This is a genomic window from Rhodanobacteraceae bacterium (genome assembly GCA_016713135.1).
Taxonomy (GTDB): domain Bacteria; phylum Pseudomonadota; class Gammaproteobacteria; order Xanthomonadales; family SZUA-5; genus JADKFD01.
In genome coordinates, this window is record JADJPR010000015.1 from 68,223 (window position 1) to 83,162 (window position 14,940).

General features: G+C 67.1%; 10 protein-coding genes and 1 pseudogene. 8 read left to right on the forward strand and 3 right to left on the reverse strand.

Annotated features, from left to right (window positions below):
- Positions 1-15 precede the first annotated feature (15 nt).
- Positions 16-429: a hypothetical protein gene (locus tag IPK27_12730; protein ID MBK8068449.1), complete on the forward strand. Its 414-nt coding sequence runs from the start codon at positions 16-18 to the stop codon at positions 427-429.
- Positions 430-522: 93 nt separating this feature from the next.
- On the opposite strand, the gene IPK27_12735 is transcribed toward IPK27_12730, so the two are convergent.
- Positions 523-1,719: an acetyl-CoA C-acyltransferase gene (locus IPK27_12735; protein ID MBK8068450.1), complete on the reverse strand. Its 1,197-nt coding sequence runs from the start codon at positions 1,717-1,719 to the stop codon at positions 523-525.
- Positions 1,720-1,925: 206 nt separating this feature from the next.
- A pseudogene (locus IPK27_12740) lies at positions 1,926-4,302 on the reverse strand (3-hydroxyacyl-CoA dehydrogenase/enoyl-CoA hydratase family protein).
- 341 nt (positions 4,303-4,643) lie between these two features.
- On the opposite strand from IPK27_12740, the gene ndk reads away from it, so the two are divergent.
- The 7 genes from ndk (at position 4,644) to der (ending at position 11,488) form a co-directional block, all read left to right on the forward strand.
- Positions 4,644-5,069: a nucleoside-diphosphate kinase gene (gene ndk / locus IPK27_12745; GenBank protein MBK8068451.1), complete on the forward strand. Its 426-nt coding sequence runs from the start codon at positions 4,644-4,646 to the stop codon at positions 5,067-5,069.
- Positions 5,070-5,119: 50 nt separating this feature from the next.
- Positions 5,120-6,202: a 23S rRNA (adenine(2503)-C(2))-methyltransferase RlmN gene (rlmN, locus tag IPK27_12750; GenBank protein ID MBK8068452.1), complete on the forward strand. Its 1,083-nt coding sequence runs from the start codon at positions 5,120-5,122 to the stop codon at positions 6,200-6,202.
- Positions 6,199-6,972 carry a type IV pilus biogenesis/stability protein PilW gene (gene pilW / locus IPK27_12755; GenBank protein MBK8068453.1) on the forward strand — a complete coding sequence of 258 codons (774 nt, stop codon included), beginning with the start codon at positions 6,199-6,201 and terminating at the stop codon, positions 6,970-6,972. The genes rlmN and pilW overlap by 4 nt, the downstream gene beginning before the upstream one ends.
- A gap of 14 nt (positions 6,973-6,986) precedes the next feature.
- The gene (locus IPK27_12760) at positions 6,987-7,910 is read left to right on the forward strand and encodes a DUF4115 domain-containing protein (protein MBK8068454.1); all 924 of its coding nucleotides are present in this window, start codon (positions 6,987-6,989) and stop codon (positions 7,908-7,910) included.
- Positions 7,911-8,023: 113 nt separating this feature from the next.
- Complete coding sequence (locus IPK27_12765; GenBank protein MBK8068455.1) at positions 8,024-8,770, forward strand: tetratricopeptide repeat protein; 747 nt, start codon at positions 8,024-8,026, stop codon at positions 8,768-8,770.
- Positions 8,770-9,924: an outer membrane protein assembly factor BamB gene (bamB, locus tag IPK27_12770; protein ID MBK8068456.1), complete on the forward strand. Its 1,155-nt coding sequence runs from the start codon at positions 8,770-8,772 to the stop codon at positions 9,922-9,924. Before IPK27_12765 ends, bamB begins: the two co-directional genes overlap by 1 nt.
- Before the next feature lie 175 nt (positions 9,925-10,099).
- Complete coding sequence (gene der, locus IPK27_12775; GenBank protein MBK8068457.1) at positions 10,100-11,488, forward strand: ribosome biogenesis GTPase Der; 1,389 nt, start codon at positions 10,100-10,102, stop codon at positions 11,486-11,488.
- 194 nt (positions 11,489-11,682) lie between these two features.
- Here the strand turns inward: der and IPK27_12780 are convergent, their stop codons facing one another.
- On the reverse strand, positions 11,683-14,763 hold the full coding sequence (locus tag IPK27_12780; protein MBK8068458.1) for a hypothetical protein: 3,081 nt from the start codon (positions 14,761-14,763) through the stop codon (positions 11,683-11,685).
- Positions 14,764-14,940 lie beyond the last annotated feature (177 nt).

Genomic DNA, 14,940 nt, shown 5'->3' on the forward strand with positions numbered 1-14,940 from the left:
GAACGGAGAAAGACCATGTGGATCGTCGGATTGCTGATGCTGGTGGCGCTGGGCGTGCTCGGCGTGGCGTCGTGGTTGAAGTCGAAGAAGCCCGAGGCTGCGGGGCCGCTGGCACAGCTGGAGGGTGTTTCAGGTTGGGTGGGCCTGGTGGGCCTGGTCTGGGGCGTGTTCGGGCTGATCCAGTGGATCGGCGCGATGGGCGCGATCAGCGTGGCGCCGGTGATGATGCTGGTCGCGCTGGCCTCGGCGCTCGCGATCATCGCGCTGTCGCTGATCCTGGCGATGCCGACGGTCAAGATCCTCGCCGGCAGCAATGGCTTCACCGTCGCACTGGAGCAGACCGCTGGCAAGCTCGGCCCGTTCAAGATGGTGCTCGGCTTCGTCTGCCTCGGGCTTGCGGCGTGGTCGCTGGTGATGCGGGTGGTGTGATAGTGGTGAAAAGTGAAGAGTGAAAAGTGAAAAGTGAAACGAAAAGGGCGGCGCGATGCGCCGCCCTTTTCGGGTTGCAGCGATGTGCCTTGTTCAGACGCGCTCGATGATCCCGGCGAAGCCCATGCCGGTGCCGATGCACATGGTCACCATGCCGTACTTCTGCCCGGTGCGGCGCAGGCCGTGCACGACTGTTGCGGTGCGGATCGCGCCGGTGGCGCCCAGCGGGTGGCCGAGGGCGATGGCGCCGCCGAGCGGGTTGACCTTCGACGGATCCAGGCCCGAGTCGCGCATCACCGCCAGCGCCTGCGCGGCGAAGGCCTCGTTCAGCTCGATCCAGTCGATGTCGCCGATGGCAATTCCGGTCTGGCGGCAGACCTTCGGAATCGCTTCCTTGGGACCGATGCCCATGACTTCCGGGCGCACGCCGGCGACCGAGTAGCCGACCCAGCGGGCCAGCGGGGTCAGGCCGAATTCCTTAATCGCGCGCTCGCTCGCGAGCAGCACCGCGCCGGCGCCGTCGCTCATCTGCGAGGAGTTGCCGGCGGTAACGCTGCCGCCTTGCTTGAACACCGCGCGCAGCTTGCCGAGCGCTTCGGCGGTGGTGTCCTTGCGCGGGCCTTCGTCATTGCTGACCAGGCGGGTGTCGTCCTTGCGGCCGCGTGTGGCCAGGTCCGGGTAGTGGTCGTCCAACTGAAAGGGCAGGATCTCGGCCTTGAAGTGGCCGGCCTCGATCGCCGCGATCGCCTTCTGGTGCGAGGCGTAGGCGAACTGGTCCTGGTCCTCGCGCGAGACCTTCCACTCATCGGCGACGTTCTCGGCGGTGATGCCCATGCCGTAGGCGATGGCGATGTTCTCGTCCTTGAAGAAGGCCGGGTTGAAGGCCGGGCGCACGCCCATCATCGGCACCATCGACATGCTCTCGGTGCCGCCGGCGAGCATCAGGTCGGACTCGCCGAGGCGGATGCGATCGGCCGCGAGCGCGACCGCCTGCGAGCCGGACGAGCAGAAGCGGTTGATGGTCATCGCCGACACGCTGTTCGGCAATCCGGCCATCAGCACGCCGATACGCGCCACGTTCATGCCCTGTTCGCCCTCCGGCATCGCGCAGCCGATGATGGCGTCGTCGATGCGCTTGGGGTCCACCCCGGGCGCCGCCGCGACCGCGCCGCGCAGCACGTGCGCGAGCAGGTCATCGGGGCGGGTGTTGCGGAACATTCCCTTCGGTGCCTTGCCCACCGGCGAACGCACGGCGGACACGATGTAGGCGTCTTGGATCTGGCGGGGCATTTCTTGCGTCTCCGTTTGGAGGGCGAGGTGCGTCGGCGCACCTCGCCTTGTTGGTTGGTTTGTCGCGGAGCGGCTGGAAAACGGCCGCTCGCTGCGCTCGCTCAAACGGAAAATGGAAAAGGGTAGAAGCAGAAGCGAAAAGCAGAAAACTCGCGCCGGGCAGCTTTCCCTTTTTCCATTTTCCCTTTCCCCTTTTCCTGCCTTTCCTAGTTCCTCAGCGGCTTCCCGTTCTGCATCGTGTACGCGATGCGGGCCTGGGTCTTGGGCATCTGCGCCAGGGCGACGAAATGCTTGCGCTCGAGGGTGAGCAGCCATTCCTCGTCGACTTCCGAACCTCGCTCGACCTCGCCGCCGCACAGCACGTTGGCGATGCGGGTGGCGACTTCGACGTCGTGCTCGGAGACGAATCCACCGGCCTGCATGTTGGTCAGCAGAGCGCGGATGGTTGCGATGCCGACGTCGCCGGCGACCCGAATGGCGCGCGGCGGCAATGGCGGGCGGTAGCCGGATTCGGCCATCGCGCGCGCCTCGTTCTTCGCCACGTACAGCAGCTCGTCCTTGTTGGCGATGATCAGATCGCCCGCACGCGCCAGCTTGAGTTCCCTTGGCTTCGTGCGCGCTGGTCGCGACCTTGGCCATCGCGATGGTCTCGAACACGGTCTGGATCTGGCCGAAGACGTCGCCGCCGATCGCCGCATTGGCACAGCGCAGTGCGAATTCCTTGAGGCCGCCGCCGGCGGGGAGCAGGCCGACACCGGCCTCGACCAGGCCAACGTAGCTCTCCAGCGCGAACACGGTCTTGGCCGAATGCATCTGGAACTCGCAGCCGCCGCCGAAGGCCATGCCGCGCACCGCCGAGACCACCGGCACCAGCGAGTACTTGATGCGCTGGCTGGCGGCCTGGAAGCTGGCGACGATCTGCTCGAACTCATCCCACTTGCCGGCAGCCACCACCGGCAGCGCGTCCTTCAAGTCGGCGCCGGCCGAGAAGGGCTCTCGGGTCTGCCAGATCACCAGCGCCTTCCAGTTGCGCTCGGCTTCGTCGACGGCGCGGTTGACGCCCTCGAGGACGCTGGCGCCGATGGTGTTCATCTTGCTCTTGAACGACAGGATCGCGATGTCGTCGCCCTGGTGCCACAGGCGCACGCCGTCGGTCTCGAAGATCGTGGTGCCCTGGTCGAAAGCTTCGGTGTAGATCGCGTCCGGGAAGTACTGGCGCTGGTACACCGGCAGCGAGGAGCGCGGGCGCAGTCCGTTGATCGACGGCGCAAACGAACCTTCCGCGGCGTGCACGCCGGCATCGCCGCGTGCCAGCACCCAGGCCGGAAGCGGCGCGTCCGACATGGTCTTGCCGTCGGCGATTTCCTCGGCGATCCACTGCGCCACCTGCGTCCAGCCCGCCTGCTGCCAGATCTCGAACGGGCCCTGGTCCCAGCCGTAGCCCCAGCGGATGGCGAAGTCCACGTCGCGCGCATTGTCGGCGATGTGTTCCAGCTGATAGGCGCAGTAGTGAAACAGGTCGCGGAAGCAGGACCACATGAACTGCGCCTGCGGATCGCTGGACCCGCGCAGCGCGGCGAGGCGCGCGCCCCAGCCCTTCTGGCGCAGCGCGCCTTCGGCATCGGCGCTGGCCTCGGCATTCGACGGCTTGTAGCTGCAGCTGGCGACGTCGAGGACCTCGATGACCTTGCCGTTCTTGCGGAAGAAGCCGGCCCCGGTCTTCTGCCCAAGCGCGCCCTGGGAGATCAGGCCCTTGAGCCACTCCGGCGCCTTGAAGTACTTGTGCCAGGGATCGTTCGGCAGGGTGTCGTCCATGGTCTTGATGACGTGCGCCATGGTGTCCAGGCCGACCACGTCGCTGGTGCGGTAGGTGGCGCTCTTCGGACGGCCGATCAGCGGCCCCGTCAGCGCATCGACCTCGTCGAAACCGAGGCCGAAAGCCTGCGTGTGGTGCATCGTCGCGGCGATCGAGAACACGCCGATGCGGTTGCCGATGAAGTTCGGCGTGTCCTTGGCGCGCACCACGCGCTTGCCCAGCGTGGTGGTGACGTAGGACTCGAGCTTGTCCATCGTGGCCGGGTCGGTGCTCGCGGTCGGGATCAGCTCGACCAGGAACATGTAGCGCGGCGGGTTGAAGAAATGAATGCCGCAGAAGCGCGGACGCAGTGCCTCGGGCAGCGCTTCGGAGAGCGCGGTGATCGACAGGCCGGAGGTGTTGCTGGCGAGGATCGCGCGCTCGCTGATGTAGGGCGCGATCTTCTCGTACAGCGAGCGCTTGATGTCCATGCGCTCGGCGACTGCCTCGATGATCAGATCGCAGCCGCGAAGCAGTTCGAGGTGGTCGTCGTAGTTGGCACCGACGATCTCGGCGGGCACACCCTTGGTCGCCACCGGCGACGGGCTGAGCTTGCCCAGGTTGGCGATCGCCTTGTCGACCAGGCCGTTGCGCGGACCTTCCTTGGCGGGAAGCTCGAACAGGACGGCGGGGACGCCGGAATTGACCAGGTGAGCGGCGATCTGCGCGCCCATCACGCCGGCGCCGAGGACGGCGGCCTTGCGGACGAGAAGCTTGTTCTCAGGCATGTGCACCTCGAAAGCTTGGAGACAGCGGGGAGGGAATCCGACGATACGCCGTTGCCGCCCGGTCGGCAGGGCGAGGGCGCCATCGGCATCGACGTCGCCGGCGACTATACGCCCGCGTATGGAGGGCAACAATGCAGGAGGCGGGTGAATCGCTGCTGACATTGGAGCCAATGCTCGAACTTGCTGCATTGCCGCAGAAACCGTCGATTCGTTAGACTTTGCCACACAATCGCCGCTCAAGTCCGCGATTCTGCGGGCCTTCCGTGCTAGTCTCCCGCCGTTTTCAGGCCGGGACGGGCGGCGTGCCCTCCCAACCATTCCTTTGACATGGAGTCGTCAACATGGCGCTCGAGCGCACTCTTTCCATCATCAAGCCCGATGCGGTCGCCAAGAACGTGATCGGCGAGATCTATTCCCGCTTCGAAAAGGCCGGTCTCAAGATCGTCGCCGCGCGCATGCAGCAGCTGTCGCAGCGCGATGCCGAAGGTTTCTACGCGGTGCACCGCGAGCGCGGCTTCTTCAATGACCTGGTCAAGTTCATGGTCTCCGGTCCGGTGATGATCAGCGTGCTCGAAGGCGAGGGCGCGATCCTCAAGCACCGTGAGCTGATGGGCGCCACCGATCCGAAGAAGGCTGCGCCGGGCACCATCCGTGCCGACTTCGCCGAGTCGATCGACGCCAACGCCGTGCACGGTTCGGACGCGCCGGAAACCGCCGCGGTCGAGATCGCCTACTTCTTCCGCAGCAGCGAGCTCTGCCCGCGCTGAGCACAGGACACGCCAGCCCCGTGGAGAACCAGACGCCACGCGTCAACCTGATGAACCTCGATCGCGAGGGGCTCGAGCATTTCTTCGAGTCCATCGGCGAGAAGCGCTACCGCGCGCATCAGTTGCTGAAGTGGATCTATCACCACGGGGTGACTGCGTTCGCCGACATGACCGATGTCGGCAAGAAGCTGCGCGACAAGCTGGAGGCGGCCGCCGAGATCCGGCCGCCGAAGGTGCTGTTCCAGAAGGTCAGCAGCGACGGCACCACCAAGTGGCTGATCGAACTCGACGGCGGCAACGCGGTCGAGACGGTCTACATCCCGGAGCCCACCCGCGGCACCCTGTGCGTGTCCTCGCAGGTGGGCTGCTCGCTGAACTGCACCTTCTGCAGCACCGCCACCCAGGGCTTCAACCGCAACCTCTCCACCGCCGAGATCATCGGCCAGGTGTGGATCGCGGCGCGTGCGCTGGGTCACGACGCCAAGGACAACCGGCGCCTGACCAATGTCGTGATGATGGGCATGGGCGAGCCGCTGCTGAATTTCGACAACGTCGTGCCGGCGATGAACCTGATGCGCGACGACCTCGGCTTCGGCCTCGCCAACAAGCGGGTCACGCTGAGCACCGCCGGCCTGGTGCCGGGAATCGACAAGCTCTCCGAGGTCTGCGACGTCAGCCTCGCGGTCAGCCTGCACGCGCCCACCGATGCCCTGCGCGAGCAACTCGTGCCGCTCAACAAGAAGTACCCGATCGCCGAGCTGATGGCCGCCTGCCAGCGCTACCTCAAGACCCGCCCGCGCGCCTCGGTGACCTTCGAATACACCCTGATGAAGGGCATCAACGACGCCCCCGAGCATGCGCGCGCGCTGGTCAAGCTGCTGCGCCGGATGCCGAGCAAGCTCAACCTGATTCCCTTCAACCCCTTCCCGGGCACGCGCTACGAGCGCTCGGACGACGACGCGATCCGCCGCTTCCAGACCATCGTCATGGACGCCGGCCTGATCGCCACCGTGCGCCGCACCCGCGGCGACGACATCGATGCAGCCTGCGGGCAGCTGGTCGGCAATGTGCTTGACCGCACGCGCCGAAGCAGCCTGCACAAGACCGCGGTGGCCGCCGAGGTGCGCGCATGAGGAACTTCCGCTTCGGACTGGCTTCCGCCGCAATTGCAATCGCCTTGCTTGCTGGCTGCGCCACTGGTGGGGGTGGGCCGTTCATCGGGGGCGCCAGCTCGGAGAAGGCGCGCCAGAGCGCAGAGCTGCAGGTTCAGTTGGCGCAGGAGTACCTCAAGCGCGGCAAGCTGGAAGTGGCGCGCGACAAACTCAAGCGGGCGCTGGAACTGGACCCTTATTCAGCGCAGGCGCACACCGTCTCGGGCTATCTCAACGAGACCATTGGTGAGCGAGTGCAGGCCGAACTGCATTACAAGCGTGCCGTCGAAATCAAACCCAAGGACGGCGACATGGCGAACAACTACGCCGGTTTCCTCTGCCGCCAGGGGCGCTACGATGAGTCCGACGCGATGTTCCTGCGTGCCATTGCCGACCCGTTCTACAAGACACCCGAGGTGGCGCTGTCCAATGCCGGCATCTGCGCCAAAGACGGAGGGCGCCTGGAACAGGCTGAGGCGTACCTGCGCGATGCGCTGGCGCGCAAGCCGGACTATGCCGGAGCACTGCTGCCGATGGCATCGGTGCTGTACGCGCGCCAGGATTTCCTGAAGGCGCGTGCCTTCATCCAACGCTATGAAGCAGGCCATCAGACCAGTCCAGAGGTGCTCTTCCTCGGCTGGCAGATCGAACAGGCGCTGGGCGACAAGCGCAGCGCCGATGACTATCGACGACGACTGATCGAAGGGTATCCGCGTTCACGCGAGGCCCTTTCGCTGGAGCAGCAGCCGTGAGGCAGGAGCAGGAAATGAATGCACCGACGGCGCATTCCGAGACCGCGCTGGATCTGGCGGAACTGGGGCAACGCCTGCAGCAGGGGCGGATTGCCGCCGGCTGGTCGCTGGACGATGTTGCGATGAAGCTGCATCTGCCGCTCGCCACGGTGAGTGACCTGGAGGCCGGTCGCAGTGAGCGTATCGGCACGCCGGTGTACCTGAAGGGTTTTCTGCGCAGCTACCTGAAGTTGCTTGCGCTCCCCGACGAGTGGGCCGACCTTGCATTGCGGGCGGCGCGCGCGGAGCACGCGCCACCGATCATGCCGGCCGCCGGAGCGGTCGCGCGCCGGGTGCCCTGGATCGAGCGCTACAAGTGGGCAGCCAGTTATGTGGTCGGGACTGCGCTGGCGCTGACCGCGGTGCACTGGCTGGTCAGCAACACACCACAACTCGGATTCCCGGATTCGCCGCGCCCGGCCAGCGTGGCGGTGCAGGTGCCCCCGCCGGCGTCCGAACTGACGGTCGCCGAGCCGCTGCCGCCGCCCTCGGCGGCCCTCACGGAGCCGGTTGCCGCGCCGCCGGCCGATGAGGTGCCGGTGATGGCCTCGCTGAATCCCTTTCGCGTGCCGGGCGCCGATGCGCCAGCAGCCGAGCCCCACTCACTGCTGACGCTGAGCTTCGAGCAAAAGAGCTGGGTGGACGTGCGCGACCAGAATGGCGAGAAGCTGGCCTTCCAGACCGTCGCCGCGGGCGAGAAGCGTACATTCAGCGTCGGCGCGCCATTCTCGGTGCTGATCGGCAACGCGCGTGGCGTGCGCGCTGAAGTGCAGGGCAGCGCGTTGGACCTGGAACCCTATGTCCGTGGCAATGTCGCCAAGTTTGCGGTGGGCGCGGATGGCAGGCTCTCGGCACCGGTCGGGGCAGAACGGGCCAGCGCTGGCCGCGACGACGGCTGAGCGCGAAAGTTCTGCGCGGTGCCCGGCTCCGCCCGTCTTCGACGCCGGAGCGGGTTTCACGAAATCGAATGCAATCAAGCAACCCAACAACCCGGATGGGCAGGATCTGAGCAATGGCTGACGACATCATCGATGCGCATGAGCAAAGCGAACGTGCGCGCCAGTGGCTGCAAAAGAACGGCAGCTCCATCGTCATCGGCATTCTGCTGGGTCTTGCGGTACTGCTCGGTTGGCAGCGCTGGCAGCAGTCCGGCGTGAACCACCGCGCCGAGGCGCTGGTGAAGTTCGACGACCTGCAGGCCGCGGTGGACAAGGACGACAAGGAGCTCGCCAGCAAGCTGGTAGAGGACCTGCGCAAGAACTACGCGGATACCACTCACGCCGCGCTCGGCGCGCTCGAACTGGCGGAGATGCAGCTCAAGGGCGGACAGGTGCCCGAGGCCGAGTCCTCGCTGCGTTTCGTCGTCGACAATGCGCAGACCGACTCGCTGCGTGCGATCGCCTCCCTGCGCCTGGCGCGCGTGCTTCTGGCGCGCGGTGAAGCCCAGTCGGCACTGGATGCGCTCAAGCCGATCGCGGTGGAACATTATGTTGCTGAGCGCAATGAGGTCCGCGGCGACGCATTGCTGGCATTGGGAAAGAACAATGACGCGCTGAAGGCTTACAACGACGCGCTCGCGGCGATGGACGTGGCGGCCCAGGCGCGCCGCACGCTGGAAGCCAAGCGCGACGACCTGGCCGCAGGTGGTGCGCCGGCGACCGCCGCAGCCCCCGCGGCAGCTGTCGCCCCCGCAGCCCCGGCTGCGATCGAACCTGCCGCCGCGCCTGCAGCTGCGGCCGAAGCGCCGGAGCAAGGCTGATGCGGATGCGCACCGGATTCTGGGCGGCCTTGCTGGCCGCGGGACTGCTCGCTGGCTGCGCCGGCGACAGCGCGAAAAAGGAAAACATCGAGCCGCCGACCGAACTGGTCGATTTCGCTCCCACGGTGTCGGTCCAGCGGTTGTGGTCGACCTCCGTCGACGGCGGCGCAGGCGTCAGCGGCGCCAGCCTGGCCCCTGCAGTGGCAGGCGGCCGCGTCTACGTCGCCGGGATCGAGGGCGAACTGGCAGCACTGGATGCAGGCAGTGGCAAGCGCTTGTGGGGCATCGACGGCGCGCCGTTCAGCGGCGGCCCCGGCGCCAGCGACCGGCTGGTCGTGGTCGGCACCATCGATGGCGAAGTCATTGCGCTCGATGCGGAAGCCGGTTCCGAGGTTTGGCGCCAGCGCGTGTCGTCCGAAGTGATCACGCCGCCGGTGGTGGATGGCGACATGGTCGTGGTGACCACCAACGACGGCCGCACACGTGCCATGAAGGCCAGCGACGGCAGCCAGATGTGGGCGGTGGACCGCGGTGTGCCGATGCTCAGCCTGCGCGGCAACGCGGCGCCGATCGTGGCCGGCGGTTTCGTGGTCGTCGGCGGCGCCAACGGCACGGTCAGCGCGGTGTCGGCCAGCGAAGGTCGCCCGCTGTGGGAGCAGCGCATCGGCGTCGGCGAGGGCCGCACCGACCTGGAACGCATGATCGACGTCGATGGCCGGATGGCGGTGCTCAACGGCGATCTGTTCGTCGCCGGTTACGAGTCTGGCGCGCAGGCGCTGACCCTCGATGGCGGCCGCACACTGTGGCAGCGCGAGATGTCCTCGGTGGCCGGCCTTGCCGTCGGCAACGATGCCGTTTTCGTCGCCGCGACCGATGGCGCGGTGTGGTCGCTCGACCGCCGCAGCGGCGGCGCACTGTGGAAGACCGAGAAGCTGCTGCACCGCATGCTCTCGGCGCCGGTTCTGATGGGCGACTATGTCGTCATCGGCGATCTCGAAGGCTATCTGCACTGGCTGAACCGCAGCGACGGCGAGTTCGCCGCGCGCACCCAGTTGGGCGACTCCGGCTTTGGTGATGGCCTGGTGGTGGTCGACGGCGTGCTCTACGCGCAGAACCGCGATGGGTCGGTGGGCGCGTTCCGGCTGGGCCAATAAGAACCGCTGGGTGAGTTGACGCAAGGCTGATTCGATCAGTCAAATGCGGGGCAGGGGGCAGGGGGCAGGAGACCGGGCTTCGCCGCATGGTTGAACCGTGCTGCGAGTTTCGTCCCTTGCCCCCTGACCCCTTCCCCGCTTTCTCAGGCCGTCCCGCTTACCCTTTAGGTGATCCATGTTGCCCGTCGTTGCACTGGTCGGCCGCCCGAATGTCGGCAAGTCCACCCTCTACAACTCGCTGACCAAGAGCCGCGACGCTATCGTCTCGGACATGCCGGGCGTCACGCGCGACCGCCTGTTCGGCATCTGCCGCCGCGGCGAGCGGCCATTCATGGTGGTCGATACCGCCGGCCTGACCGAGAACGAGGACGTCCTCGCGAAGGGCATGGCGGCGCAGTCCTGGCAGGCCATCGAAGAGTCCGACCTGGTCTGCCTGGTGGTCGACGCGCGCGATGGCATCAACCCGGATGACCTGGAGATTGCCCAGCGCATCCGTACCACTGGCCGGCCGATGCTGCTGGTGGTGAACAAGATCGACGGCGTCAACGAAGACAATGTGCGCGCGGAATTCTCGCGCCTGGGGATTGCCGGCACGCTGCTGATCTCGGCGGCCCACAACCAGGGCATCGCCGATTTCGTCGAGGAAGTGTTGACGCGCCTGCCGGCGGATTCGGTCGAGCCAGAGGCCGACGATGGTGTCATCCGCATCGCGATCATCGGCCGCCCGAATGTGGGCAAGTCGACCCTGGTCAACCGCCTGCTCGGCGAAGAACGGGTGCTGGCGATGGACCTGCCCGGCACCACCCGCGATGCGGTGCGTGTGCCGCTGGAGCGCGATGGGCGCAAGTACCGGCTGATCGACACCGCCGGCATCCGGCGCAAGGCGCGGGTGGGCGAGGGCGTCGAGAAGTTCAGCGTGATCAAGGCGCTGCAGGCGGCGGTCGAGGCGCATGTGGTGATTCTGATGCTGGATGCGCAGCAGGGCTTCGCCGATCAGGACGCACACCTGCTCGGCGAGATCGTCGAGGCTGGCCGCGGCCTGGTGCTGGCGATGAACAAGTGGGATGGCCTCTCCGTGCGCGAGCGCACCCAGGTGAATTCGCGCCTGGACTGGGGCTTGTCCTTCGTCAATTTCGCCAAGCGTCTGCCGATCTCCGCGCTGCACGGCTCCGGCCTCGGCGAACTGATGAAGGCAGTCAACCAGGCGCACAAGGCGGCGACCCGCGAGTTCTCCGCAAACGAACTGACCAAGGCGATCAACGAGGCCTTCGAGAAGCACCAGCCGCCGATGGTGCGCGGCCGCGTGGCGAAGATGCGCTACGCCCACCAGGGCGGCCGCAATCCGCCGCGCGTGATCATCCACGGCTCACGCCTGAAGGATTTGCCGGACGCCTACAAGCGCTACCTGGAAAACTCCCTGCGCGACAAGTTCCGCCTCACCGGCACCCCGCTCGCACTGGAATTCCGTGAAGGCGCCAACCCCTACGCCGACAAGAAGAACGTCCTCACCCCACGCCAGGTCGAGAAGCGCAAGCGGCTGATGCGGCATGTGAAGAAGGGGTAGGGCGTCAGGAGGGCACGAGGGCACGCCAAGACCTTATCCCAGATCCAGCCTCGCACACTGCGGGAGTGGTTGGAAAGTCAGCACAATCAGTTACTTGCAATGGTTCCCGAGATCGCGAGCCTTTTCGGCCCTCGCGCCCTCGCGCCCTCGCGCCCTCGCGCCCTCGCGCCCTCGCGCCCTCGCGCCCTCGCGCCTTACCCCGGCGGCACCACCACCAAATCCCGCTGCTGTGCATCCTGGACGCGCAGGCGCAGGTCCTTGGCGCCGGTGGGGCCATAGGTGGGCTGGGACAGGACCCGCACGCTGGTGCTGTGCGGGGTGGCGAGGCAAAAGGCGGCGAAACCCGACACACCCCCGAATGGATGCGGGGCGTGATAGCCACCGACGACGGCGCCGCCCTGGAAGCCACCGCCAGGCCGGTCGACGAAGCTGGTACTCAAGGCAAAGTAGAACTGGCCCTCCGGGTCGCCACCAGCGCTGCCGCTGGTTGGAGCGACGGTGACCTCGTAAAAACCCGGCGGCAGGTCGATGCTGGTGCTGTAGGCGGCCTGCAGCGAGATCGTCGCAGTCGTGTCGAGCATGCTGACGATGGTGGTGGCATCTGGTCGCCGCGAAATTCGCACGCGCACCGGGAGGCTGGCGCTGCTGCTGGTCGCCGGACTGCCGCCCAGATTCAGATTGAGACGTTGGTTCTCGTTGGCGGCGTTGGCAATGGTGAATCCGGCGAATCCCACCTGGCCAGCATCGATGAGACCGCCGAAGTTCAAGCCACCCGCGAGTACCCGGGTGCCTGGCGCGTCGAGCACGAGTTCCACCCCGAACGCACCGGGCCTCAACCCGGCGCCGGGGCCATCGTCCACCACGGCGGAGAAGAATCCGGCCGGGCAACTGGCATTCGGCGGATTCGGCGTCGGCAAGGCGTAGCGGTCGAGGCGCGGCTCGTCGGTCGGGCCGGTGACCACCACTGCACCGGCGACCGCGAAGTCCCAGATGCCGCGGCCATAGGTGGCAAAGCGTGCCACGCCGAGCGCGTCGATGTAGTCGACATCGGTGTAGTGCTGGTTCGGCGCACCGGCGCTGACCAGGTCCACCCACTGCTGCGCCGCCGCATCGTAGTAGAAGGCACCCAGCCGCGCGGAGGCGAACAGGTGGCGGCCGTCCTGCGAGATCGCGAGGCGCGTGATGAGCGTGCTCGGCAGTCCGTTCGCCATCGGTGCGAAAGTCACGCCGCCATCGTTCGACACGAATACCGCGGGGTTGCTGTAGCCCGCGCCGGCCACGTAGATGCGGCCCGGGCGGCTGGGGTCGAGCAGGATGTCGGTTCCGCGAAAGGTGGTGACGTTGGGGCCGACGGGCGTGACTGTGGAGTAGGGCGCGCCTGCCTCGGAGGTCCAGAACCGTCCGGCGGTGTCGAGCACGTGGCGGATCGCCGGATTGGCGCCGTATGCGACCGCGCCGATCGCGGTCGGGAAGGACTGTGGGTCGGCGACGTGGGTGATGCTGCCGTTGGCCAGGGTCAGTTCGACCACCTGGTGATGGCTGCCCTCGCCGAAGCGGCCGCCGGCGAGCAGCGCGCGGTTTGGCTGTCCCGGCATCGCCGCCAGCGCAGGAATGAACTCGAAGCCTGCGAGGCCGTTGTCGCTGAAATCCCAGCGCGGCAGTGCGCCGCGGCCCGGCGTGGTGGTGGCGGTGTCGACCATCGCAAAGCCGGGATAGACCATCCACACGGTGTTGCCGCCATCGGTCGAAGTCAGCGAGCCGTAATCGCCGCTGATGGTCTGCTCCATCGGCAACACGCCACTGGTGGGCGGGTCGAAGGCGCGCTGGTAGCCCTGGTCCTGAGCCCCGGCCATCAGCGTGTGCGGCGCACTGCGACGGGTGTAGCTGGCGTAGTACTGGCCGACGTTGAGCCCGGACGTCAGGCTCTGGTTGACCACGCTCAGGGCGTAGTCGTCCGAGCGGTAGGTGCCGCCGTCGGTCGAGATCCAGGTGGTTTCCATTCCCGCCGCATCGCGGATGATGTCGATGTCCATGATGTCGGCGTGCAGTCGGTCGGCCGGGCGCGGGTAGTAGTCCGGCCAGTTGCTGACCTGCTGGAAGCTCAGGCCACCATCGGCCGAGCGGAACAGGTTGACGCCACCGACCAGCAGCAGGTTCGGGTCGCGCGTCGAGGACTCGGCGGAGTCGGTCGCGAACAGCCTGGTCGCCGCGCTGCCGCGGAACTCGAAGCTGGCGCCACCGTCGAGCGAGCGCCACACCTGGGTGTCGTTCTCGGCGTTGCGGCTGTGCAGCACGTAGAGGAAGGTCTGGCCGCCGGCCGTCACGCCGCCGGTCATGGTCAGCACGTCGGCCTCGGCCACCGTTGCCAGGGGCAGCGTGGAGACCGGCTGCAGCGCGTGCGAGCCCGCGACGATGCGCTGCAACTGGTTGCCCGTGAGCAGGTAGACCTCGCTCGAATCGTGGCGCGGAGAGAACAACTCGCTGTGGTTGCGCGCGCCGACATGACCCAGGTCGCGGAAGAAGCCGCCGGCATCGGTGGAGTACCACAGCCGCGCACGCCAGTTGCGCGCGGTGAAGTCGTACTCGACGCGCAGCAGGTAGACGTCTGCACTCGTCGGCTCGCGGGTTTCCAGGTCGCGGATGTACCAGACATTGGTGGCCGACAGGCCGCTGGCCTGCTCGTAGCTGCTGCCCCAGTTGTCGCTGGTGAAAAAGCCGAGCACATCGCCGGCCGACGGGACCAGCAGGCGGTCGCTGCCGTTGCGGACCACCCGGTCGATCTGGCGCGCCTGCGGGAAGGTGGCGCTGTCATTGGGTGAAACGAAGCCCTGCGCGCCGCCCAGCCAGACATTGCCGCCATGCGCCATCACCACCCCGCGCTGGCCGGCGACATCGCGGATATAGCCGACGGTGCGCCCCGACTGGTTGCTGCTGCCGCGCTCGCGCCAGACGCCGCTGATTGCTGGCGATTCGAAGCGCTTGAGCGACTGCGGATCTGCGCCGGCGCCCAGCTTCTGGCTGCGTTCCATCTGGTGCCGGCGCATGCGTTCGCCGCGGTAGACCGCATCCAGCGCACGTGGATCCACCCCCGGCGCGGCGACCAGCATGCTGTCCATCCAACGCTGGCGCCATTCGCCGAAACCCTCGCCCTGTTCCCCGGGTTCGCGATCGAGCGGCGCGGGCAAGTCGCTGGCTGCCTGCTGCGGCGTGCGCAGGGTCAGCCCCAGGGCGACTGCCAGGCCGAGCAGGAGAGCAGCAATTCGGGTGCGTCGCATGGACCTGTGTCCAGTCGGCTACAACTGCGGAGGCGCGAGCATATCCCGTTGGATCTCCCCACCCTACGCGTTCGCATGACGCGAAATGTCGAAATCCGTCCGGACAGCAACTCTTGTCCGCAAAGGACGCAAAGGACGCGAAGGAAGCAAGTGCGAGATCAAGCAGAACGGCGAGTT

What these genes read in the sequence shown, in the direction of transcription:
- IPK27_12730 (MBK8068449.1), top strand. Translation starts at nt 16, where the DNA reads ATGTGGATCGTCGGATTGCTGATGCTGGTGGCGCTGGGCGTGCTCGGC.
- IPK27_12735 (MBK8068450.1), bottom strand. Translation starts at nt 1,719, where the DNA reads ATGCCCCGCCAGATCCAAGACGCCTACATCGTGTCCGCCGTGCGTTCG.
- ndk (MBK8068451.1), top strand. Translation starts at nt 4,644, where the DNA reads ATGGCGCTCGAGCGCACTCTTTCCATCATCAAGCCCGATGCGGTCGCC.
- rlmN (MBK8068452.1), top strand. Translation starts at nt 5,120, where the DNA reads ATGAACCTCGATCGCGAGGGGCTCGAGCATTTCTTCGAGTCCATCGGC.
- pilW (MBK8068453.1), top strand. Translation starts at nt 6,199, where the DNA reads ATGAGGAACTTCCGCTTCGGACTGGCTTCCGCCGCAATTGCAATCGCC.
- IPK27_12760 (MBK8068454.1), top strand. Translation starts at nt 6,987, where the DNA reads ATGAATGCACCGACGGCGCATTCCGAGACCGCGCTGGATCTGGCGGAA.
- IPK27_12765 (MBK8068455.1), top strand. Translation starts at nt 8,024, where the DNA reads ATGGCTGACGACATCATCGATGCGCATGAGCAAAGCGAACGTGCGCGC.
- bamB (MBK8068456.1), top strand. Translation starts at nt 8,770, where the DNA reads ATGCGGATGCGCACCGGATTCTGGGCGGCCTTGCTGGCCGCGGGACTG.
- der (MBK8068457.1), top strand. Translation starts at nt 10,100, where the DNA reads ATGTTGCCCGTCGTTGCACTGGTCGGCCGCCCGAATGTCGGCAAGTCC.
- IPK27_12780 (MBK8068458.1), bottom strand. Translation starts at nt 14,763, where the DNA reads ATGCGACGCACCCGAATTGCTGCTCTCCTGCTCGGCCTGGCAGTCGCC.